The sequence below is a fragment of the Agrobacterium sp. 22117 genome (genome assembly GCF_052045735.1).
GTDB lineage: Bacteria > Pseudomonadota > Alphaproteobacteria > Rhizobiales > Rhizobiaceae > Agrobacterium > Agrobacterium cavarae.
In genome coordinates this window covers 1-22078 of the sequence record NZ_JBQEPP010000004.1, presented here as the reverse complement: position 1 = coordinate 22078, position 22078 = coordinate 1, and the positions used below count along the sequence as shown (strand labels likewise).

Below are 22078 nucleotides of genomic sequence, written 5' to 3'. Positions count from 1 at the left end.
GCCCGATTTTAAAGCGCTCGCCGCGAAGCAGTATGCTCTCGTGGCGGCGCGTACTGCTTGCTGAAAATGGTGATCGCGGAGCAGACGCCGATGATCTGCATCGCTGCTCCGATCGCTTCGGTGGGTGTGGGAAACCGACCTTCGAAAATGAAGCCATAGGCGAGACCAAAGATCGTTTCCGCTACGATAAGTTGGGCCGCGAGAGCCAGCGGCAATCGTTGAGATGCAACGACCCAGCACCAAGTAGCGAGCCACGATCCAGCCAATCCCATGACGAGCGCCCATGAGAAAAACCTGAAGGCTTCCGCCGAAGTTGCCGTATGAGCTAAATCGAAAGAGGCCAGTGGCAACAGCAGTATGCTTCCCATGGCCGCGCCAACGCCTTGCAACCCCGTCCACTTTAGGCCGTCTGGCGCGTCTGGAGACCGCATGACGGCCGCGTTCACCAGACCATAGACGATCCAGATGGCCAACGCTGCAGAGCTGGCAGTCACTCCGAGCAGGATTGATGTCACATCATCCAAGCTGGCGGCGTTGAGCGCTGCGACATTCACAAGCGCCACACCGAGTACGATCAGCGCAAGGGGCAATGCGACAATTCTCCACGGAGCGGAAGCGTCCTGAAAATTGGCGATGATGGCTAGGATGACCGGCATGGTGCCGATGATAACCGGTGGAACCGCCGCGCCAGCAAACTTCACGGCAAAGGCTGCGCTGATGAAGTAGCCGACATATCCCGCGCTACCCAGCAGAAGTCCTATCAGAAGGCGAAAGGGCGCGATGCCTTCAGGCCGGAAACGTCGATCGATCATTAGCAACAGGCAAGCGAGCCCGAAAATTCCATAACGCGCAATTGTCAAATCCCACGTCGTAAAAGGCTCAACCGCCCGAGGGGCGATGAAGGTGAGGCCCCATAAGGCGCAAGTGACGAGGCCTATTACGATCCCAAGCAGCATAGCTTTCTCCTAGTTGAGAAATCATCCTATGCGGCTTGACGGATTTATATGGAGTTTCTGAGCCTGGCGGCGTATTGTCACCGCCATGTCGAAGGCAAAAGCGGTTCCTAACCTTCAAACTGAAAAATCCTCGCTCGATGCGATTGACGTGCAAATCGTCTCGGCACTCGATTCCGACGCTCGCCTTTCGATGAGTAAACTTGCCGGCATCGTTGGAATGTCTGCGCCAAGCGTCGCGGAGCGGGTTCGGCGCTTGGAAACATCCGGCATCATTCGGGGGTTCAATCTTGATCTGGACCCGAGGGCGATCGGCTATCAGGTGCGGGCTATGGTGAGAATTCGGCCATTGCCCGGCAAGCTTCATCTTGTCGAGCGACTGATTCAGGAGACGCCTGAGTTTGTCGAGTGCGACAAAATCACTGGCGACGACCCTTTCCTAGCTCGTCTTGTGGTGCATTCTATTGAGCAGATGGATGATGTTCTCGAAGCCCTTTCGGAACACGCTGTCACAAGTACCGCCGTCATCAAGGGAACGTCTGTAAAACGGCGCTTGCCGCCGCTGTAGACGTAAGATTAGCACTGGTGCGGCGGTTGCGGATAGCCCTCGGCAAGCCCATTCGGAAGAGGTGCTAACGGGCACCCTTCACGCCATTCGCTCCCGACACCTCGAAGGCATCGGCAGGTACCGGGCGGCCGACGAAGTAGCCCTGTACGTGGTCGATCCGGAACTGGTGCATCAGGTCCAACTGCTCGACGGTCTCCACACCCTCGACCAGGATTTTTGGTCCGCGGTTGCGGATGAGGCCGATGATGTCCTTCAACATCATCCGGCCCCGAGGCGTCGCGCCATCGTGGAGGAAGGACTTGTCGACCTTGACGGTGTCGAAATCGATCAGTCTCAGCCAGGAGAGACCGGCAAAGCCAGTGCCGAAATCGTCCAGCCACATCTTGATTCCGAGCATCCTAAGATCGCTGATGCAGCGCAGGACATCAGAATCCATGTCCATCTCGAGACCTTCGGTGATTTCGAGAGCCAGTTGCCCGCCTGAAATTCCGAGTTCTCCCAAAATGGCGGCGACTGAGGTGGCAAAACCCGGGCGCTTGAGCTGGATGGGGGAGACGTTGACGCTGACGACCTGCACCTTGCCGCTTTGCAGCATCTGCTGGCAGGCGGTTCGGATCGCCCAAAGCCCGAGATCGGTAATCTTGCCGATCCGCTCCGCTATCGGGATAAAGATGCTAGGGGGAACCTGCGTGCCGTCCAGCAGTCTGAGGCGCATCAGGGCTTCGGCTGCCTGGACACGATCGGTCACGAGGCTGCGGATCGGCTGATAGACCAATGAAACGAGATCCTGCTGAATGGCAATATCCAACAGGGCGGCGACATTTTCCGTATCGTCGCTGGTCAGTGGATCGTCGGGGTCGAAGAGCTTGATCCGGTTGCGCCCGCTTTCCTTGGCAAGATAGAGCGCCCTGTCGGCCTCGTGGATTACGCGCTCCAGTTTCGGCATCGGGATCGGGCGTGCATAGGATGCCCCAACGCTGACGGTAATGACGGAGGTGCCATCGCGTCGGCGTTCATGAGCGAGACAAAGATTTTCGACCGTGCGGCGGAGAAGCTCGGCAACCTGTTCGATCTCCTGATGCGTTTTGTAGCGCATGAGCGTGATGAACTCTTCTCCACCATAGCGTCCTACCACGGCATCGTAGTCGCTCATTGCTGCCTGGAGTGTGTGGGCAACCTGGACGAGACAACGGTCGCCCTCCTGATGGCCGTAATAATCGTTGTATTTCTTGAAGAAATCGACGTCGATGAGAAAGACCGCGAAACTCCGCTTCGACGTGATCCAGTCGCTCCACAGGCGGCGCAAATGGGCGTCGACCGCGCGCCTGTTGGCAACGCCGGTCATTGGGTCGGTATTGGAAAGCCTCAACAAGGCCTCGCCGCGATCGTCGGCCTCGCGCTGGCGAACCTTTGCCTCGACAGTGCTTAGGAAGACGCGGGTGCGCTCCCGATTGAGGCGCCAGTTCACATAGGAGGTGAAGCTGAAGCAGGCGAGATAGAAGGTGCCGAACGCGATCTGATAATAGATGTCTTTGTGCAGGAAGCTCAGCGCTACGAAAAAGATCACGAGGATGACGCCGGATGCAAACAGCGAGAGTGCAAAGTTGAAGGTGAAAAACAGGTTCGCGCCCATCATGAAGATCGCGCCGAAGACCATGTAGTAGGACATGTTGATGGTGTAGGCCGTCATCAACGCTGGCAACAGCCAGCCGAGATAACCGCAGACCAGCGCCGCAGCGCAGGTCACATCCATGAGGTCGGTTCTCGTTTCCACTCTCACCTGTGTTTCCAGGATCAGCAGGGCAGCAATGCCAACGACGAAGCGAGCAAAAGTCGTGTGAACGGAGACATCCGGAACGAGAAGCACATCCGTGACGGAAAACAGCAGATAGATCAGAACGGCAACCCAGAGACCCTTACGGATTGCCACTCGGCGTTTGACGTCGGCCTCTTCGAAGAAGTGCTGCCGCACGAGCGTCTCGGCGCCGGTGCGAGATGCATCCGCCTGCAGATCGAGCTCCACACTATGTGCCAAACTGTGCTTCATGCACGTTCCTAAAGTTGTACGAATTTTCAGCGAGCGATCATGCTCACCTGATAAATTCCAATGCTCGGTCTGCTCCACCCCCAACCGTCCGTCCTCTCCCTTTGCGGAAACGGGGAAGCTTGCGCAATATTCATACTCGCATGCCGATTAAGTTTGTTTGAATCCTACTCGTGTAATTTTAGTCATTAGTCATACCTTAATAGTTAAGTCCTAGAAAAGAATTCCTCTTCCCTGGTTTTCCAATCGTCGGTGCTGCGCTGGCATGCCGTCGATTAATCTAGTATTAACAATGGCTTATAAGGGGATTTCTTAGTGGCTCGAAACAATCGTATCGCGCTGGACGGGCAAAGCTTGGTCACGCCGGATTCAGTTTCAAAGGAACTGCTGACGCAAAATGAAAGCAACTCGCAACGCGATCTTGCTGTTGCGGAAGCAGAAGTGGCACTTATTCTCAACCTGGCACACCAACAGTTTCTTGCCGGTGGCGCGCCTGCAACCATAATACACGCGGTTGCGGGCAGGCTGCATCAAATGCGTAGAAAATACGACTATAGCGTGTGGACTGAGCTTCTGCCGCTCATCCAGCATCATCCTGTTGCCGATTATTTCCTCGAAGATCCCTTCACCCGATGGTCCTTCGAAAAGCCGCGTGGTTATTCCGGCGATGCGCAGCTTCTGGACTTCATCTACGGCCACGACAGTGTCGCCGACCCACTTGCAGCGGCCTCTCCTTTGGGTACCGCCCTCTATGACTATACCCGCGAGGCGTCATCCTCCGTCGCGGTTCGCGAACGGCGCGATATTCTGACGCGTTACGTCGATGACATTGCGCAGGAGAAAGGGTCGGAGACCGAGATCCTCACGATCGCAGCCGGTCATTTGCGCGAGGCAAACCGCTCGCAAGCGCTTGCCTCGAAGGGGATCAAGCGCTGGGTTGCTCTCGATCAGGACCCCTTAAGCATCGGCTCTATTGCGCGCGACTTTGCCGGCACGTGCGTCGAAGCTGTCGACGGTTCGGTCAAAGATCTTCTTGCCCGCTCCCACGATCTTGGACAATTCGACTTCGTCTATGCCGCAGGTCTTTATGATTATCTGACGGATAAGGTGGCAATCAAGCTGACGCAGAGATGCCTCGATATGCTGAAACCCGGCGGCACCTTCCTCTTCGCCAATTTCGCTGAAGACATTGCCGTCGATGGCTACATGGAATCCTTCATGAACTGGACGCTGCTTCTGCGCAGCAAGGCGGATATGTGGAAGATCATCAATGCCAGCATCGCTCCGTCCCTTGCCGAGAGCGAGGTCTTCCATGGGCAGAACCACAACATTGTCTACGGCGTGATCAGAAAGCTCTGAAAATCCAAATGACCTCACCGTTTCGATGAGAAGAGAGGCTGAGGCCATTTTAGCCTTCATGGTTCAGATCGACGAGCGATAGTGTTCGTCGATCTGAACCATCGACCCTGACCAATCCAACGACATTCCAAATGGTCGCGCCTTTTAGCCTTGATACCGGGGCTTGTTTGTTATCCAAGCCCAGTATTGGTGATTGTCGCGCTCACCATAATCTGTAAAATTTCATCTCGGGGCACATTATCTCCTGAGGGGACGATCATGATGGTTTGTGCGGGACGCGTCATTTCGGCGCTCGTTGTTCTTTTTTTGCTTGTCGATGCTTACACAGGGCTGTTTGCGGCACAGACGCTGAAGGCGGAGAGGGATGCCACGGGCTTTCCTCCCAACCTTGTGCCCGCCATCGGGATCATCGCGCTGATTTGCGGCGTCCTCTACGCTATCCCGGCCACGTCGGTGATCGGCGCCGTTCTGACGACAGCCTTTCTCGGTGGTGCGATCTGCACCCACTTTCGCGTCGGAGAGATTTTGAGCCCTCCTCAGATCGTTTGTCTGGTGGTGGGCGTTGCCGCCTGGGCGGGGCTTTATTTTCGCGATAGCCGCATGCGGCAGCTCATGCCTTTCAAGGTCTGAGGGAACAAGATCCCGGCTTCGAGCGAGCGAGCGCGCTATCGCATCGCACGGCGCAATCTCGGTGCTTCAAAAAATCGAAGAAGTCTGGAAATCGCGCTGGCGAGTGGAATGATTGCGGGGTAATCCTAGCTGCGAACAGGCCACGCGATGCTTGTGGCTCGATATGGAATCGTTGGAGTGCATGATGGAAAAGAAGCGTTACTACTCTGATTTTGGCGGGTTGCCAGGGCAGACGGAGCTGCTTTCCAGCAAAGCGGTGTTCACCACCGCCTATGCGGTCATTCCAAAGCGGGTCATGTCCGACATCGTCACCAGCGTGTTGCCGCACTGGACCGATACGCGCGCCTGGATCATCGCCCGGCCGATGACCGGATTCTCCGAGACTTTCGCACAGTATATCATGGAAGTGCAGCCGGGCGGTGGAAGCGACAAGCCGGAGCCGGATGCGCGCGCCCAGGCGGCGATCTTCATGGTCGATGGCGAGATGACGATCACCTTCGAAGGCCAGGAGCACGCTCTTCGCTCGGGCTCGTTCGCCTACATCCCGACGGGAAGCCAATGGTCGCTGCGAGCCAAGGGCGGCTCGGCTGCGAAATTCCACTGGGTTCGCAAGGTGTTCGACAAGGTTGAAGGACTTGAGTTGCCGCCAGCCATCTTCACGCATGAGGACGAGCATGAACTCTCCGCCATGCCGGACACCGATGGCAAGTGGGCAACCACCCGCTTCATCGATCCGGCGGATGGCCGTTACGACATGCATCTCAACATCGTCACCTTCGAACCCGGCGCGACCATTCCTTTCATGGAAACCCACGTCATGGAGCACGGCCTTTTCGTGCTCGAAGGCAAGGCGGTCTATCGCCTCAACGATGATTGGGTGGAAGTCGAAGCGGGTGACTTCATGTGGCTGCGTGCTTACTGCCCGCAGGCCTGCTACGCCGGTGGCCCAGGCCGTTTCCGCTATCTTCTCTACAAGGACGTCAACCGTCACGTGAAGCTGTGGTAGTCGTCGCAGCATCGTCCTGAAAACCGGCGACGTTTGAGATCAAGGCTCAGGAGCGCGCCCACGAAAACGGGCGCTATATCTGCTTTGAGCTAGTGCATTCTGCTTTCCCAAAATCGTCTCCGATTTTGGGCGGATGCTTTAGAGGTGTCAGCCAGGGATTTGGATGTCCATTTCGCCGATCCCTTCCCAGCGAGCAGTGATCCGCGTTGCGTCACCAATGCGGATCATCCCGCACAGGCTGCCTGTGGTGATCACCTGACCACGCTTCAACCCGCCCAAGTGATCGTTCTGCGCATTGGCGTAGGCGAGAAGAGGTCCAACCGGGTCCATTTGCGGATGCGCCGGGATGGCGCCGAAGAGCACGTCGTCCTCCGCCTCGACCATGAGCGGTGGCAGGTTCGGGTCCTGAAGGGCAAGCGCCTCCATGACGGAGGCGTCGATGGCCGGTCCGAGCACGAAGGAATGGTTGGCAAGCCTGTCGGCGAGGAACAGCGGAAACGGCACGCGATTTTCTTCCGTCAACCGATAGCTGACGAACTCTGCGCCGAGATTGATGGATTCGACCGCTTCCAGGATCGTCTCGCGCGTATAGGTCTCGCCGAGCGGCAGCGCGGGTAGATCCTCGGCAAGCACGAAGCAGACTTCGATTTCGATGCCGACGGCACCGGGCTTCGGGACTGTCAGCGTGCTGTCCTGCACCTCGTCATAAAGATCGAGAAGGGGGGCTGCGACCGGGCGACCATTGTTCAGACCAAGCTTCCAGCCGGCAACGTCCTTGCCGATCGTGCCGACAGCCAACGCTTGCACGGCCATCGCGCTATCGATCGTTGGCGGGATGAGGTCTCGGCTTTCGAGCTTCTCGGCGCTGATGGACGACTGTCGTGCTTCCGCTTCAGCCAGAATCATACCGAGTCTGATATTCGCTTCCGTGATCGTCGTCATATATTTCCCCGCAGGTCCGGCTTTCACAGCTTCATTACAGGCAAATCTCACGCTGACAAGAGAACGGCGCAAGGGCCGGGAAACAAAAGGCCGGTCGTCAACACAATATTAAGCATGTAGTTACGTCGGTCTACATGCCCGTCACGGATAAACCGTAGCCGCTAATACAGCTTCTCCTGTTGCTTGTCGCAGTAACGATCTGAATATTTTCAAGCATCTACCGCCAGGAAGTCCTTAACATAAAGAGGCTCGTCGCCAGCTTTCACACTCTGATCATCTGGCTAACTTCGGAAGATGTGGCTCTGAGGACCCGAGGCAAGACCTAGAGGATTTGATCTTGAAAAATGCCGCAGGCTTAGCGTGCCGCGCGTTCGATTGGACGCACAGCACTGTACCTCTTTGATTTGACGCATCGGCCCGAAAATTGAGTCCGATTTTCGGGCCGATGCAGTAGAGACAGCCGGCGGCTTCTTCACCTCAGATACGGCGGCCGGGCAGTTGCGGCAGAAGAACGGTCAGCAGGCCCAGAAGCGGAAGATACGAGCAGATTTGATACACAAATTCTATGCCCTGCCGATCGGCGAAGACGCCAAGGACCGCAGCACCAATCCCGCCGAAGCCGAAGGCAAAGCCAAAGAACATGCCTGCAACCAACCCCACGCGACCCGGTACCAGTTCCTGCGCGAAAACGACGATCGCGGAAAAGGCAGACGAGAAGATAAAGCCTATGACGACCACCAGAACCGCTGTCCAGAGGAGGTTGGCATAGGGCAGGATCAGGGCAAAGGGTATGACGCCGAGGATCGAGAACCAGATAACGACGCGAGAGCCAAAACGGTCGCCGATCGGGCCGCCAAAGAAGACGCCGGCAGCGGAAGCGCCGAGGAACAGAAACAGCAGGATTTGCGCATTCTGCACCGAGACACCGAACTTCTCGATGGTGAAGAAGGTGAAGTAGCTGGAAATGCTGGCAAGATAAGCGTTTTTCGTCGCGGTCAGAACCACGAGAACGGCAAGCGTCATCAACACCTTGTTGCGGGGCAGCGGCAACTCACGGCTGACAGGTCGTTTTCCTGCCGCGCTGCGCCGATGGCGGCTGTACCAGATACTGACCCATGACAGGATCGCAAAGCCGGTCAGCGCAATGATCGAAAACCAGCTGAGAACCTCCTGGCCTCTCGGAATGACGATGAAGGCCGCAAGCAGTGGTCCGATTGCCGTGCCCGTATTGCCGCCCACCTGGAAGAAGGATTGTGCCAGACCGTGGCGTCCACCGGAGGCGACGCGCGCCACACGGGAGGCTTCAGGATGAAAGATCGCCGAGCCGACGCCGATCAGGCAGGCTCCAAGCACCAGAACCGGGAAACTATGGGCATAGGCAAGGGTGATCAGGCCCGTGCAGGTGGAGAGCATCGCGGCAGGAAGCGAAAACGGCATGGGCCACTTGTCCGTCGCGACACCGACAGCCGGCTGTAACAGCGACGCCGTGACCTGGAAGGCGAAGGTCAAAAGCCCGATCTGCCCGAAGTCGAGCGCATAATTGGCTTTGAGCAGCGGATAAAGCGATGTCAACAGCGACTGCATGATGTCGTTCAGCATGTGGCAGAAGCTTGCCGCTGCGATAATGGAAAAGGTCGTTACTTCGGGGGTGAAGCCGGGATTGGTCACTCTGGCCATGAGGGGATCTCCAAACACGCGCTTGCACGCGTTTGCCTCTTCTGAGAGTTCGGGCCCTCATGTTCAAGGTCAAATTTCCGGATTTCGTGTATTTTAGGAAAATAAGATTTGCCTAAGATATTTTTTTCTTCGGCCAAACCGATCGCGAGCGCAGCTTCGGTTTTGAAAGCCGAAGCTGCGATAGATTCGATGATCAAACCGTCCCGAAAACCAGGAAAGGGTGACCTTCATCGGACGCGACCAATTTCAGAATATCGCTCGTTTCGATCTGATCTTCCGTCCACACGTTTCGGAGCCGCTTGTTTTTCAGCGCCGCCGGAAGGTCTACGGTAGCGTCGCCAAGCGTTGGCGGAAGGGCCCGACCCTCGCCATGGCCAAGCGTGAAGCGTGGGAGAACGACGAGCACGGCCTTCTCACCGTTCACTCTTGCAAAGGCGATCAGCTTCCTGCCGGACCCGGTTGTGGCTTCAAGCGGCACATAGTCTCCGTCGTTGAAGAGGTCAGGCTCCGATTGCCGCAGGCGGAGCAGCGCGGCGGTGACATATTGCTTCAGCGAACCGTCATACCAGGCGGAGATATCGGCCGCATCCGGCTTGCGTCCTTCTGCCAGTCGTTTTGACAGGGTATCATAATCCGGTTCGCGGCGATTGTCGGGGTCGACAAGGCTGAAATCGAAGCCTTCGCTTCCCTGATAGATGTCAGGAATGCCAGGCGCCATAAGCTTGATGATCGTCTGGGTAAGGCCGTTTGCAAGCCCGGCCTCGATGAAGGGTTTTATGGTCTCGGCAAAGCGCGTCAGGAAATCTTTGTTGTCTTTCGAAAAAAGGTGCGAGGCATAGCCCAGAACAGCCTCTTCATACGCCTCGTTGGAGTCACCCCAGTCGGTCCTGAGTTTTGCCTCACGCAGCGCTTTCTCCAGATAGGTAAGGAAGCGCTCTCTCAATTCCTCGACCGTCTTGTCGTCATCGGCGGCGAAGCGCGGAGGGAGAAAGCCGGCGAGCGCCTGGTAAATCATCCACACGACTTCAGGTTCAGGAGCAGGGCCATCTGTAAGCTGCTGAACAGCCTTGGCATTCGTTGCACGCCATTCCTCAACGGCTGCAATCCAGAGTTCAGGTGCTTCCGACAGCGCATAGAGGCGGGCTCTCGCATCTTCGCCACGCTTCGTGTCGTGGGTGGAGGTGCTTGAAATCCCCATGGGCTGCCGTTCCTTGCGGATCCGCATTTCCTCATGAAAATGATCGAGAGAAAAATCAGGCTGGATAGGCTCAGCGCCGACCTCATTCAGGCCAAGCAGCATGTTGTGACGGAAAAACAGCGTATCCTCGATGGACTTCGCCATGATCGGGCCGGTCAATTGCTGGAATTTGGTACGGAAAATCACCGCATCCTGCGCCGCAGAGGTTGGCACGTCGCCCTTGAGGATGCCGTTGACCAAGGCAAGCGCCTCGATCGAAACGGGATGGCCAGCGTCCCCAATGCCTTCAATGACCTGGTCCAGGAGGGCCTTGTCGTCCGCGCGCATGCCCTCAAGCGTTCCGTAGGTGCGGTAGACCGGGAAGGCGATCAGCATTTCGCTAAGCGCGTCTTTCAGTTCGTTTTCCGTCGTAGGGCGTCCTGCTTGCTCGGCAATCTTGGCTGCCAGTTTCACCAGGACGGTGACCTCACCCTCGAAGTTCCTGCTGGCCATCAAGAGCTTTGCGGCGCGCAACTGCTCCTTCGCATCGACTCGTTTTTCTCCGAGACCTGCATAGGCGGATTGCAACACCTTAAGTTTCGCGCCATCCACCAGGGCATGGCTGAGGGCGGCGACGAACTCGTAACCGGTCGTACCAGAAACCGGCCAGTCGGCTGGAAGCTGTTCGCCTTCGCCCAGGATTTTCTCGACGACGATATAGCAGTCCGGTCCTGCGGCCTGCCGCAGCCGGTCGAGATATCCCTTCGGATCCGCAAGACCATCGATGTGGTCGAGACGCAGGCCTTGAACGGCACCGCTGCGCACCAGTTCGAGGATCAGCCGATGACTATCCTCGAAGACCGCCTCGTCTTCCACCCGCACGCCAGCAAGTCCCGTGACCTCGAAAAAGCGTCGATAGGACAGGTCACGCGCCGCATCCCGCCACGACATTAGCCGGTAGGGCTGTTGCTCATGCAGTTGCGAAAGCGAAGCCTTGTCCGAAATCTTCAAAATCTCGTCTTCACGCCCGTCATATGTCGCCGGGTTCAGCGGAAAGAACGATTCGAAGTAAGCCAAACTTGGCTTGCCCGTCTTCGGATCGGGCTTGATGGTCAGATCGCCCGCCTCCAGCACGGCCTCAAAATCATCGCCGAGAACCGGCAACGTCAAGCGCCGCGACCAGTCGATATCGAAATGGCGCGCATATCGGCTTTCCGCGCCGTGTCCGATCACATCCTTCCACCAAGGGGTCTCAAGCGATGCCGCCATGTGATTGGGAACGATATCGAGAATGAGACCGAGCCCCGCATCCTTCAACGTCTCGACCATGCGGTCGAAGCCAGCTCGGCCGCCAATCGCAGGATCGATTTCGTTCGCGTCGGTGACATCGTAGCCATGTGTCGATTCCGATGTCGCCGTGAAGATCGGTGACGCATAGAGATGGCTGATCCCGAGCGTTTTCAGATAGGGCACGAGCGCGCTCGCCCGATCGAAGGTCATGCCGTTGCGGAATTGCAGGCGATAGGTGGCGATCGGAAATTTCATGCGACAATCCCAAAAGTGGCCGCTGCTTTGGCCGGTGAAAGCTGGTGAGAGAACAGTCGATGGCTTCGACGTTCTGGTCCCGAAGATCTATGAAGCGCTGCGCAAACTGCGCTTGTGGGCGAGTAGTTCCACCAGAGGAGTCGCTTTGCGCGATGTCGAACAAGCTGTGAGAAATTCAGGAAAAGCCCGTGAACTTTTTTCACGAAGTTCGGTTTGATGCAGTGCACAACAGCATGAGGGTCTTCGGTGGTTCACGCATTCGATTTTGGTCCAGCCATTTCCGATCAGGATATCGAGTTTCGCCTTTGGGCACCTTTACATGATGAGGTGCTGCTCAACATTGAAGGCGCAACGCCGGAGGCGATGAAGCGGGACGATGAGGGCTGGCATCGGCTGCGCAAGCCGAGAGCTGAGGCCCCACTATACAGCTTTACCCTGCCGGATGGCCTGGAGGTTCCAGATCCCGCCTCGCGCTTTCAACCGCGCGACGTCCATGGTCAAAGTGAGGTCGTCGATCTGTCGAGCTTCCCATGGAAGAGCGCCAACTGGCACGGACGACCTTGGGAGGAGATCATTATCTATGAACTCCACATCGGCACCTTCAGCAAAGAAGGGACGTTCCAAGGCGCGATCGCCCATCTCGATCACCTGCGTGATCTCGGCGTCACGGCGATCCAGATCATGCCTGTCGCGGATTTTCCAGGTGGCTATAATTGGGGCTATGACGGCGTCATGCCCTACGCGCCGGACAGCAGCTACGGCCGTCCGGAAGATTTGATGGCGCTTGTCGATGCCGCCCATGAGCGCGGGCTCTGTGTCTTCCTCGATGTCGTCTACAATCACTTTGGCCCGGACGGCAATTACATGCCCAATTACGCGCCGCTCTTTTCGCCGCATCACGAGAACCCATGGGGGCAGGGCCTCAATTATGATGATGAGCAATCCGAGCATGTGCGTGAGTTCATCATTCAGAATGCCCTCTATTGGGTAACGCAATTCCGGTTCGACGGCTTAAGGCTTGATGCCGTTCATGCGATCGTCGACGACAGCGACGAACACCTTTTGAGCGAACTTGCCCGCCGTGTTCGTGCCGCCATAACTGACCGCCACATTCATCTGATCGTCGAGAACGAAGAGAATGACAGCGATCTCTTGAGCCGTGATGCGGAGGGGAAGCCGGAGCGTTTCACCGCGCAATGGAATGACGACATTCACCATGTGCTCCATATCGCAGCGACCGGCGAGACCTTCGGTTATTATAAGGCCTATTCGGGCGATGACGATAAGATCGGTCGCGCCCTAGCCGAAGGCTTCGCTTTTCAAGGCGAGCATATGCCTTATCGCGATGAGGAGCGCGGCAAGCCGAGCGCTCACCTGCCGCCAACAGCCTTTATCTCCTTCATTCAAAATCACGATCAGATCGGCAATCGGGCGCTCGGCGACAGGATGCAGACCTATGCTCCGGAAGCGGCACTCAAGGCGATCACCGCGATCTATCTGCTCGCGCCGCAAATCCCCATGCTGTTCATGGGGGAGGAGTGGGGCTCGCGCGATCCCTTCCGCTATTTCTGTGACTTCAACGAAGACTTGAATCAGAAGGTGAGGGATGGGCGCCGCGAGGAGCTGTCTCGCCTCCCGGGCTTCGACGGCGAGAATGTGCCCGATCCGACCGCAAAGGAAACTTTTATAGCCAGCAAGCTCGACTGGTCGAAGGTTGGAGATGATAAAGCATCCGAGCTGCTTAGTTTCTACAAGACGCTGCTCGACCTGCGGAAACGGCACATAGTGCCGCTGCTGACGAAGATCGTCCCCGATACAACGCGCTACGATGTCAGGGATAACCTTGTTACGGTCGACTGGGGAATGGAGGACGGGGCAACGCTTCGCCTCACCGCCAATCTTTCCGAAAAGAACGGTGAAACCGAGACCGACGCGACAACCGGCGGCGAGGTTTTCAGCCTTGGAACCATCAGCGCGAAGGCCATATCGCCATGGGCTGTCCGGTGGACCTTACAACCAGCTTGATTGAGACGTCAGGCGGTTTCAACGCCTGACAATCATCCACTTTACAAAGGCCGTGAAGCAGCAGCCTCCGCTGCCTCGGACCTGCGTGGCTTGCAATCGACAATACCGATCGTCAAGCATGCAATATTTTCGGTTGATCTTTGCGTCCAGTCGGGTGAGCATCCCTCTTTCGGGCCGATTTGCCGATTGCGCGATAGGCCCATTGGCCCACGATTTATTGATCTATTTCAGCCGAGGGGAACGAGAAGACTTAAACAATCTGTCGTCGAAATAGTCGATCCGCCGGGGCTTGAGGCTGATGCCACATCTATGCCGTCCCCGGTGCTGCAAGTCACAAAGCATTATCGGTAGAGTTCGAAGAAGGACATATTTATGGAAATTGGAGTCTTTATCCCGATTGGAAACAATGGCTGGCTGTTGTCGGAGAATGCGCCGCAATACAAGCCTAGCTTCGAGCTGAATAAAGAGATCACCCTCAAGGCTGAGAAATACGGTTTCGATTTCGCCTTGTCGATGATCAAGCTTCGCGGCTTTGGGGGGAAGACCGAGTTCTGGGATCATAATCTCGAATCCTTCACGCTGATGGCAGGTCTTGCCGCCGTCACCACGCGCATCAAGCTATTTGCCACAGCTGCCTCACTCGTCATGCCGCCGGCCATCGTCGCAAGAATGGCCTCCACCATCGACAGCATTTCCAACGGCCGCTTTGGCATCAATCTCGTGACTGGCTGGCAGCGGCCGGAATATTCGCAGATGGGCATGTGGCCGGGCGACGAGTATTTCGGCAAGCGCTACGCATACCTTGCCGAATACGCTACGATCCTGCGCGAATTGTGGGAAAAAGGGCAGAGCGACTTCAAGGGCGAGTTCTTCCAGATGGACGACTGCCGGCTGTCGCCGCAGCCTCAGGCCGATATGAAGGTGATTTGCGCGGGCTCCTCCAATGCCGGCATGGAGTTTTCCGCCAAATATGCCGACTACAATTTCTGCTTCGGTGTCGGCGTCAACACCCCCACCGCGTTTGCGCCCGCCGCCGAGAGGTTGAGGGAAGCAACAGCCAAGACAGGCCGCGATGTATCGTCCTTCGTGCTCTTCATGATCATCGCCGACGAAACGGATGAGGCCGCCCGGGCGAAGTGGGAGCATTACAAGGCCGGTGCCGACGAAGAAGCAATCAAGTGGCTTGGCGTCCAGGGTGCCGCAGACACCAAATCCGGTTCGGACACCAATGTCCGGCAGATGGCCGACCCGGTCTCGGCCGTCAACATCAATATGGGAACGCTTGTCGGCTCCTACGAAACCGTAGCGCGACTGCTTGATGAGGTGCCGACCGTGCCTGGGACGGGCGGCGTGCTTCTGACGTTCGACGATTTCGTCAAGGGCGTCGAAGATTTCGGCACCAAGATCCAGCCGCTGATGGCATGCCGCAAACATGTAAAGCCCCTTCTCGAGGCGGCGGAATGAGCACCATGACAACAGGATACCAGGCGCCCGCCGTTCACAGCAAGAGCGTTACACTGCCGGCGCGTCCGGAGCCGATCATGCTAAAGCCGGAAGAGACCGCCGTCGTCGTCGTCGATATGCAGAATGCCTATTCGACGGAAGGCGGCTATGTCGATCTCGCCGGCTTCGACATTTCCGGTGCCAAGGGTACGATCGATAATATCCGTAAAACCCTGGATGCGGCGCGCGCTGCCGGCGTTCAGGTGGTCTATTTCCAGAATGGCTGGGACAAGGATTATGTCGAGGCTGGCGGTCCGGGCTCTCCCAACTGGCACAAATCCAATGCGCTGAAATATATGCGCGCCAATCCGGATGCTCAGGGCAAGCTGCTTGCCAAAGGCACCTGGGATTACGCCATCGTTGATGAACTTCAGCCGAAACCCGGCGACATCCTTGTGCCGAAGACCCGCTATAGCGGCTTCTTCAACACGCAGATGGACAGCATCTTGCGCGCCCGCGGCATCCGAAACCTCGTATTCGTTGGCATTGCCACCAATGTCTGTGTCGAAAGCTCGCTTCGCGATGCCTTTCATCTGGAATATTTCGGCATCATGCTCGAAGACGCGACCCATCATCTCGGCCCCGATTTCATTCAGCAGGCGACTGTCTACAACGTCGAAAAGTTTTTCGGATGGGTAGCGACCGTCAATGATTTCTGTGGTGTCATCAGCCAGGCTGCGCCTGCCAATTCCTGATTGTAGAAGGACAAACTCATGCCGAAGAAGATCATCGTTCCAGAAGGCACCTCGAAGCCGATTGCACCTTTTTCGCCCGGCACGCTGGCAGACGGGATCGTCTATGTCTCCGGAACGCTGCCATTCGACAAGAACAACGACGTCGTTCATGTGGGTGACGCCAGCGCCCAGACCCGTCACGTGCTGGAGACCATCAAGTCGGTGATTGAAACCGCTGGCGGTACGATGGAAGATGTGACGATGAACCATATCTTCATCACCGACTGGGCCAATTATCAGGCAGTCAATGCCGTTTATGCCGAGTACTTTCCAGGCGACAAGCCGGCGCGCTACTGCATTCAATGCGGTCTGGTGAAGCCGGATGCGCTGGTGGAAATCGCAACCGTCGCTCATATCGGCAAACCGTAAGCGCAATGCATTTCGATCTCTACGGAAGACAAGACGCCGATGCGCCGACGATTATCCTGTCGTCGGGCCTCGGCGGTTCCGCAAGCTACTGGGCGCCGCAGCTTGCGGCGCTATCGGATGACTATCGGATCGTCACCTATGATCATCGCGGTTGCGGACGCACCGGTGGCGAGGTGCCAGCCGATGGCGGCATCGCGGCCATGGCGGATGATGTGCTGGAGATTGCCGAGCAACTGGGTCTCACCCGCTTCGATTTCATGGGACATGCATTGGGCGGCCTGATCGGCCTTGATCTTGCCCTTCGCAAGCCCGGAATGATCGGAAAGCTCGTCCTCATCAATGCCTGGAGCAAGGCCGATCCGCATTCCGGACGGTGCTTTGATGTGCGCGTCGAGCTTCTGGAAAAGTCAGGCGTTCCGGCTTTCGTCAAGGCGCAGCCTTTGTTTCTCTATCCGGCAGTCTGGATGTCGGAAAATGCGGAAAGACTGGAGGCGGAGGAGCGTCACGCCATCGATCATTTTCAGGGGCGCAGCAATATCCTTCGCCGCATCGCTGCCCTGCGTGCCTTCGATGTCGATAACCGGTTACAGGATATCAAAACGGAAACGCTGGTTATCGCCACCCGCGACGATCTTCTCGTGCCTTACACGCGGTCGATCCGTTTGGCGGAGGGCTTGTCAAACAGCCAGTTGCAGCTCGTCGACTTTGGAGCCCACGCTGTCAACGTAACGGCTCCGGATGCCTTCAACGCTGCTATACTGCGCTTTTTGCAAGCCTTCTAATACTTTTTCGTTACGTGTTCAGGCACAGCAACATCACCCCTTCCAAGAAACAGAAATGTCACAAAGGAAGGGGTTGCTTTCCGCCGCCTGACGTTTCATCACCTTCTTATAGAGCGCCGTGCGTCCGTTTAGGACGCAAAGGACGCTCTAACTTTTTGGATCTACAGCATCGTGCTTTCCGAAAATCAATTCCGATTTTCGGGCCGACGCTGTAGGCGCGTGTCGCATCAAGATTGAAGGAGGAAACGATGAAGGCTCTGGTTCTGGAGGAGAAGGGAAAGCTGTCGCTTCGCGACTTCGATATTCCCGGCACGCTCGGCCCGAAAGATGTGAAGATTCGCACCCACACCGTCGGCATTTGCGGCTCGGATGTGCATTATTACACGCATGGCAAGATCGGCCATTTCGTCGTGAAGGCGCCGATGGTGCTCGGCCACGAGGCAGCCGGTACGATTGAAGAAGTCGGCGCAGAGGTCACGCATCTTAAGGTCGGAGACCGTGTCTGCATGGAGCCGGGCATTCCCGACCCGACCTCGCGTGCCGCCAAACTCGGCATCTACAATGTTGATCCGGCCGTGACCTTCTGGGCGACGCCGCCGGTTCATGGCTGCTTGACGCCAGAGGTCATTCACCCGGCCGCCTTCACCTACAAGCTGCCCGACAACGTCTCCTTCGGCGAGGGCGCCATGGTCGAGCCCTTCGCCATAGGCATGCAGGCAGCACTGAGAGCACGGATCCAGCCCGGCGATGTGGCAGTGGTCACGGGTGCCGGACCGATCGGGATGATGGTGGCGCTTGCAGCCCTTGCGGGCGGTTGCGCCAAGGTGATTGTTGCCGATCTTGCTCAGCCCAAACTTGATATCATCGGTGCCTATGACGGTATCGAGACGGTCAATATCCGCGAAACATCCCTGCCAGATGCTGTCGCCAAAGCAACCGATGGCTGGGGCTGCGATATCGTGTTCGAATGCTCAGGGGCGGCTCCTGCCATTCTCGGCATGGCAAAGCTTGCTCGTCCAGGCGGGGCAATTGTGCTTGTGGGCATGCCGGTCGATCCGGTGCCGGTCGATATCGTCGGATTGCAGGCCAAGGAGTTGCGGGTCGAGACTGTCTTCCGATACGCCAATGTCTACGACCGCGCGCTTGCGCTGATCGGTTCCGGCAAGGTTGATCTGAAGCCGCTGATCTCGGCCACCATCCCCTTCGAAGACAGCATCGCCGGTTTCGACCGCGCCGTGGAAGCGCGCGAAACCGATGTGAAGCTGCAGATTACCATGCCGCAATGACAGGCGCGGTGCCGGGTGCCAAGCTCCTTTTGGCACCCGCTGAATTATTTCGCGCCAAAGGTCTGAATCGCTATTGACCTAGAGTGCGCTCTAACTTGTAGCTTCCTCTGCGTTATGACGATGAGGTGCTGATGAAGATCGGTGAACTGGCGAAACGCTCCGGCCTTTCGGCCTTTACGATCCGCTATTACGAGCGGATCGGCTTGCTGCCCTATGCCGATCGCGACCGCTCGAGCAGGCGCGATTACGATCCCGAGATATTGATCTGGATCGAGTTTCTCGGAAGGCTGAAAACGACAGGAATGCCGATCCGGGACATGCTGCGCTATGCCGCCTTGCGAAAGCAGGGCGACACGACCGTGCCCGAACGGCAGGCGATGCTGGAAACGCATCGTGACGAGGTTCGTGATCGGGTTGCCGAACTTCAGCAGTGCCTCCTCGTCCTCGACCAGAAGATCGCCGGATATGCCGGCGAAGATCAGAGGATGACGGATGATGACGCAACTACAGGAAAATCCAAACGAAACCCGGCTGGAACGCGGCAAACGCGCGCTCGCTGAGATTGATGGTGAGGCCGGAGAAAAGGTAATTGCGGCGCTCGCCGATATCGCACCGGACTTCGCGACCTATCTGTTCGAGTTTCCCTTCGGCGACATTTACAGCCGGCCCGGGCTCGATACCAGGGCCAGGGAAATCGCAACCATCGCTGCACTGACAGCCATGGGCAATGCCGCACCGCAGTTGAAGGTGCACATCGAGGCAGGCCTCAACGTCGGACTATCGCGTGACGAGATTACCGAAATCATCATGCAGATGGCGGTCTATGCCGGATTTCCAGCAGCACTGAACGGCCTGTTTGCCGCCAAGGATGTCTTTGCTGCGATGGACGAGCGGGAAGCCGCGGCCGCGTGAGTGGCAACTCCAAGGGCTAAACCCGCGCGAACTCACGGCGGGCGCTATTTCTCCATCTCCCTGTAGCCATGGGACAGAAAGGGATATAGCGTCCCGCCGCCAAACCAGCGTTGCCCCTGAGGATGTCATGCCCCTATCCGACCAGCAGATTGCCGAGCTCAACACGCCCGCCGTTGTCGTGGACCTCGACATTGCCAAGAAGAATATCTCCCGCTTCCAGGATTATGCCAACATCCACGGGCTGAAGGTCAGGCCGCATATCAAGACGCATAAGCTCCCGGCGGTTGCGGAAATACAGCTCGCGGCAGGGGCAGTGGGGATTACCTGCCAGAAAGTATCGGAAGCCGAGGCGATGGTCGCGGGAAGCGATGCGATCAAGGACGTGCTGATCACCTACAACATTCTCGGTGCTGCGAAGTTGAAGCAACTGCGTGCCCTTGCCGGCAAGGTTCGGCTATCGGTGGTTGCCGATAGTGCCGAGGTCGTGCAGGGTCTTTCGCAGGCCTTTGCCGATGCGCCGGAACCGCTCACCGTTCTGGTGGAGTGCAATACGGGTGCGAACCGCTGCGGCGTTCCTACGCCGGAAGCTGCTGCCGAACTGGCCGTCATCATCGATCAGGCGCCGGGACTGGTATTCGGCGGATTGATGACCTATCCGGCACCTTCAGGTGAGGCTGCGGTTCAGAGCTTCATGACGCAGGCCAAGCGATTGATCGAAGAGAAGGGGATTGCAGTTGCCGTTATCACCTCCGGCGGCACACCGTCGATGATGCATGCGGCGAAGGCACCGGTCGTGACGGAATATCGCCCAGGAACATACGTCTATAACGATAGATCGCTTGTGACCCGTGGCGTCTGTGGCTGGGACGAATGCGCCTTGAACGTGATTGCCACGGTCGTTTCGGTTCCGGCAGAAAACCGCGCCATCATCGATGCCGGCTCGAAAGCGCTGACGTCGGACCTTCTTGGTCTCATAGGCTATGGGCATGTGCTCGGCCGTGAAGACATCACGATCGACCAGCTGTCGGAGGAGCACGGGCGTCTTGTGACCGAAGGACCGATCGGGCTGAAGGTAGGCGACAAGCTTCGCATTGTCCCAAACCACGCCTGCGTCGTCACCAACCTGGTCGATAGCTTGACAGTGATTGGCGAAGACATGTCCGAGCCGGAAGTCTGGCCTGTCGCGGCGCGCGGCCTGATCGTCTGAGTTTTTTGCTCGGAAGGATGAACCGTAGAGAGGCTGTCGCGTTTGTGAGTTTTATTGACCTCTGAGAATTTTGATGACTGCGACGCCTCAGCCCGAACGCTTCGTTTTACTGGATGGAATTCGGGGCGTTGCAGCTGTCGCAATCGTCCACCGCCACGCGGAATTCTTTTTTGGTAGGCCGGAAGCATCCAGCTATCTGGCCGTCGATCTGTTCTTCGCCCTGAGTGGTTTCGTTCTGGCACATGCCTATGGCGAAAGACTGCGAAGCGGCAAAATCTCAACGCTCACCTTCATGAAGGCGCGCTTTTACCGGCTCTACCCGCTCTACATCATCGCACTTGCGATCATGGCGGCCTTCTTCGTCCTCCTCTATGCGCTTGACCTGCCAACGCCGATCGACGACCTGCACCGAAAGATCAGTCTGGGCGAACTGGCTTTTGCCTTGCTCACAAGCATTCTCTTCCTGCCGGCGCCGTTTACGCTGACGCTCAATGGCGCGCTCTTCCTTGTCAGCCCGGCGTGGTCCCTGTTCAACGAGCTGGTGGCCAACGTCGTCTACGCCAAGTGGGGTGCGCGTTGGAAGAGCGGGAGGATCGCAGTCGTCATCGCAGTCGCAGCGATCGGGCTGGTGGTCGCCGCTATCGAATTTGGTAAATTGCACGCAGGTTTTCGCTGGCATGAGATGTATGCCGGTATGGCACGCGTGTTCTTTTCCTTCTTCGTCGGGGTGTTGATCTATCGCTTTCATACCAGTTTTCAGATCAGGCATCAGCTCCTTGCCCTTCTGTGCCTGACGCTTGTCTGCCTGATCCTGTTCCTGCCAATTACCAATGAGGTTCGTCCCTTCTTCGATCTCTTCGTCGTTTTCCTCGTCTGGCCAGTCTTGCTCGCTGTTGCCAGCAAGGTCGCGCCGGAAGGATGGTTGGTTGCCATCTCTTCGTTTCTGGGAACGGCGTCCTACGGCCTCTACGTTCTCCACATTCCCTTGCTCGCATGGGTCGCTTTCCTCATGCCTTGGACGGGCACGGGGTGGATCGCCTATCCTGCCGGACTGCTTTTCACCGCATTCGCCACGACCTTTGCCTGGGTTTTGACGAGATATTTCGATCAGCCGATGCAGAAACGCTTGAGGCGCAGGGTAAAGCTGGTGAACGCGACGCAGTTCTGAGAGCGCGAGCGTTTCGGAAAGCGCGAATTGGTAGCGCTCTGAACGCCCCGACTTTTGCTGGATCGAAAAAACCCAACGATGACTATCACTTACGAGAAAACGACAGATTTATGAAAAACCTCTGTTGACTTGTTTGGGGTGTGTCTCTTATAAGTCCGCTCACTGACGAGGGCGGCGGCGCTGCTGGCGAC

At 57.2% G+C, this 22078-nt stretch carries 19 protein-coding genes; 14 read left to right on the top strand and 5 right to left on the bottom strand.

What is annotated here, in order from left to right:
* Nucleotides 1–8 precede the first annotated feature (8 nt).
* On the bottom strand, nucleotides 9–956 hold the full coding sequence (locus ACTJKV_RS12170) for a DMT family transporter (RefSeq protein ID WP_440598727.1): 948 nt from the start codon (nucleotides 954–956) through the stop codon (nucleotides 9–11).
* 85 nt (nucleotides 957–1041) lie between these two features.
* Here ACTJKV_RS12170 and ACTJKV_RS12165 point away from each other — a divergent pair, with 85 nt between their 5' ends.
* Nucleotides 1042–1521 (top strand): Lrp/AsnC family transcriptional regulator, encoded by a 480-nt coding sequence (locus ACTJKV_RS12165; RefSeq protein ID WP_111849888.1) that lies wholly within the window; start codon nucleotides 1042–1044, stop codon nucleotides 1519–1521.
* Between the two features lie 64 nt (nucleotides 1522–1585).
* Here the strand turns inward: ACTJKV_RS12165 and ACTJKV_RS12160 are convergent, their stop codons facing one another.
* Nucleotides 1586–3568 carry a putative bifunctional diguanylate cyclase/phosphodiesterase gene (locus tag ACTJKV_RS12160; protein WP_440598726.1) on the bottom strand — a complete coding sequence of 661 codons (1983 nt, stop codon included), beginning with the start codon at nucleotides 3566–3568 and terminating at the stop codon, nucleotides 1586–1588.
* Nucleotides 3569–3880: 312 nt separating this feature from the next.
* Between ACTJKV_RS12160 and ACTJKV_RS12155 the strand changes: the two genes are divergently transcribed.
* The 3 genes from ACTJKV_RS12155 to ACTJKV_RS12145 all read left to right on the top strand — a co-directional run bounded on the left by ACTJKV_RS12155 (nucleotide 3881) and on the right by ACTJKV_RS12145 (nucleotide 6560).
* The gene (locus ACTJKV_RS12155) at nucleotides 3881–4924 is read left to right on the top strand and encodes a class I SAM-dependent methyltransferase (RefSeq protein ID WP_440598725.1); all 1044 of its coding nucleotides are present in this window, start codon (nucleotides 3881–3883) and stop codon (nucleotides 4922–4924) included.
* A 258-nt stretch (nucleotides 4925–5182) separates the two neighbouring features.
* Entirely contained in the window at nucleotides 5183–5554 is a 372-nt protein-coding gene (locus ACTJKV_RS12150) for a DoxX family protein (RefSeq protein ID WP_440598724.1), read from the top strand.
* A gap of 184 nt (nucleotides 5555–5738) precedes the next feature.
* Nucleotides 5739–6560 (top strand): bifunctional allantoicase/(S)-ureidoglycine aminohydrolase, encoded by an 822-nt coding sequence (locus tag ACTJKV_RS12145; protein WP_440598723.1) that lies wholly within the window; start codon nucleotides 5739–5741, stop codon nucleotides 6558–6560.
* Nucleotides 6561–6707: 147 nt separating this feature from the next.
* Here the strand turns inward: ACTJKV_RS12145 and ACTJKV_RS12140 are convergent, their stop codons facing one another.
* From ACTJKV_RS12140 to treY, 3 genes are all read right to left on the bottom strand, one after another.
* Nucleotides 6708–7502: a 2-keto-4-pentenoate hydratase gene (locus ACTJKV_RS12140; RefSeq protein WP_440598722.1), complete on the bottom strand. Its 795-nt coding sequence runs from the start codon at nucleotides 7500–7502 to the stop codon at nucleotides 6708–6710.
* Nucleotides 7503–7979: 477 nt separating this feature from the next.
* On the bottom strand, nucleotides 7980–9179 hold the full coding sequence (locus ACTJKV_RS12135) for an MFS transporter (RefSeq protein ID WP_440598721.1): 1200 nt from the start codon (nucleotides 9177–9179) through the stop codon (nucleotides 7980–7982).
* 193 nt (nucleotides 9180–9372) lie between these two features.
* Nucleotides 9373–11901 (bottom strand): malto-oligosyltrehalose synthase, encoded by a 2529-nt coding sequence (gene treY / locus ACTJKV_RS12130; protein WP_440598720.1) that lies wholly within the window; start codon nucleotides 11899–11901, stop codon nucleotides 9373–9375.
* Between the two features lie 246 nt (nucleotides 11902–12147).
* Here treY and treZ point away from each other — a divergent pair, with 246 nt between their 5' ends.
* The 10 genes from treZ to ACTJKV_RS12080 all read left to right on the top strand — a co-directional run bounded on the left by treZ (nucleotide 12148) and on the right by ACTJKV_RS12080 (nucleotide 21887).
* On the top strand, nucleotides 12148–13926 hold the full coding sequence (gene treZ, locus ACTJKV_RS12125) for a malto-oligosyltrehalose trehalohydrolase (protein WP_440598719.1): 1779 nt from the start codon (nucleotides 12148–12150) through the stop codon (nucleotides 13924–13926).
* 372 nt (nucleotides 13927–14298) lie between these two features.
* Nucleotides 14299–15390: a pyrimidine utilization protein A gene (gene rutA, locus ACTJKV_RS12120; RefSeq protein ID WP_111849902.1), complete on the top strand. Its 1092-nt coding sequence runs from the start codon at nucleotides 14299–14301 to the stop codon at nucleotides 15388–15390.
* Nucleotides 15387–16124, top strand: a complete 738-nt coding sequence (rutB, locus tag ACTJKV_RS12115; protein WP_062423500.1) for a pyrimidine utilization protein B — start codon at nucleotides 15387–15389, stop codon at nucleotides 16122–16124. Before rutA ends, rutB begins: the two co-directional genes overlap by 4 nt.
* Before the next feature lie 18 nt (nucleotides 16125–16142).
* Nucleotides 16143–16532 (top strand): pyrimidine utilization protein C, encoded by a 390-nt coding sequence (rutC, locus tag ACTJKV_RS12110; protein ID WP_062423499.1) that lies wholly within the window; start codon nucleotides 16143–16145, stop codon nucleotides 16530–16532.
* A 5-nt stretch (nucleotides 16533–16537) separates the two neighbouring features.
* A complete protein-coding gene (gene rutD, locus ACTJKV_RS12105) occupies nucleotides 16538–17314 on the top strand; it encodes a pyrimidine utilization protein D (RefSeq protein ID WP_440598718.1) in 777 nt (258 codons plus the stop codon).
* Nucleotides 17315–17562: 248 nt separating this feature from the next.
* Entirely contained in the window at nucleotides 17563–18600 is a 1038-nt protein-coding gene (locus ACTJKV_RS12100) for an NAD(P)-dependent alcohol dehydrogenase (RefSeq protein WP_062600649.1), read from the top strand.
* 131 nt (nucleotides 18601–18731) lie between these two features.
* A complete protein-coding gene (locus tag ACTJKV_RS12095; protein WP_440598717.1) occupies nucleotides 18732–19160 on the top strand; it encodes a MerR family transcriptional regulator in 429 nt (142 codons plus the stop codon).
* A complete protein-coding gene (locus ACTJKV_RS12090; protein ID WP_440598716.1) occupies nucleotides 19096–19512 on the top strand; it encodes a carboxymuconolactone decarboxylase family protein in 417 nt (138 codons plus the stop codon). Before ACTJKV_RS12095 ends, ACTJKV_RS12090 begins: the two co-directional genes overlap by 65 nt.
* Before the next feature lie 127 nt (nucleotides 19513–19639).
* On the top strand, nucleotides 19640–20719 hold the full coding sequence (locus tag ACTJKV_RS12085) for a D-TA family PLP-dependent enzyme (RefSeq protein WP_440598715.1): 1080 nt from the start codon (nucleotides 19640–19642) through the stop codon (nucleotides 20717–20719).
* 73 nt (nucleotides 20720–20792) lie between these two features.
* Nucleotides 20793–21887, top strand: a complete 1095-nt coding sequence (locus ACTJKV_RS12080; protein WP_440598714.1) for an acyltransferase family protein — start codon at nucleotides 20793–20795, stop codon at nucleotides 21885–21887.
* The last annotated feature ends 191 nt before the right edge of the window (nucleotides 21888–22078 follow it).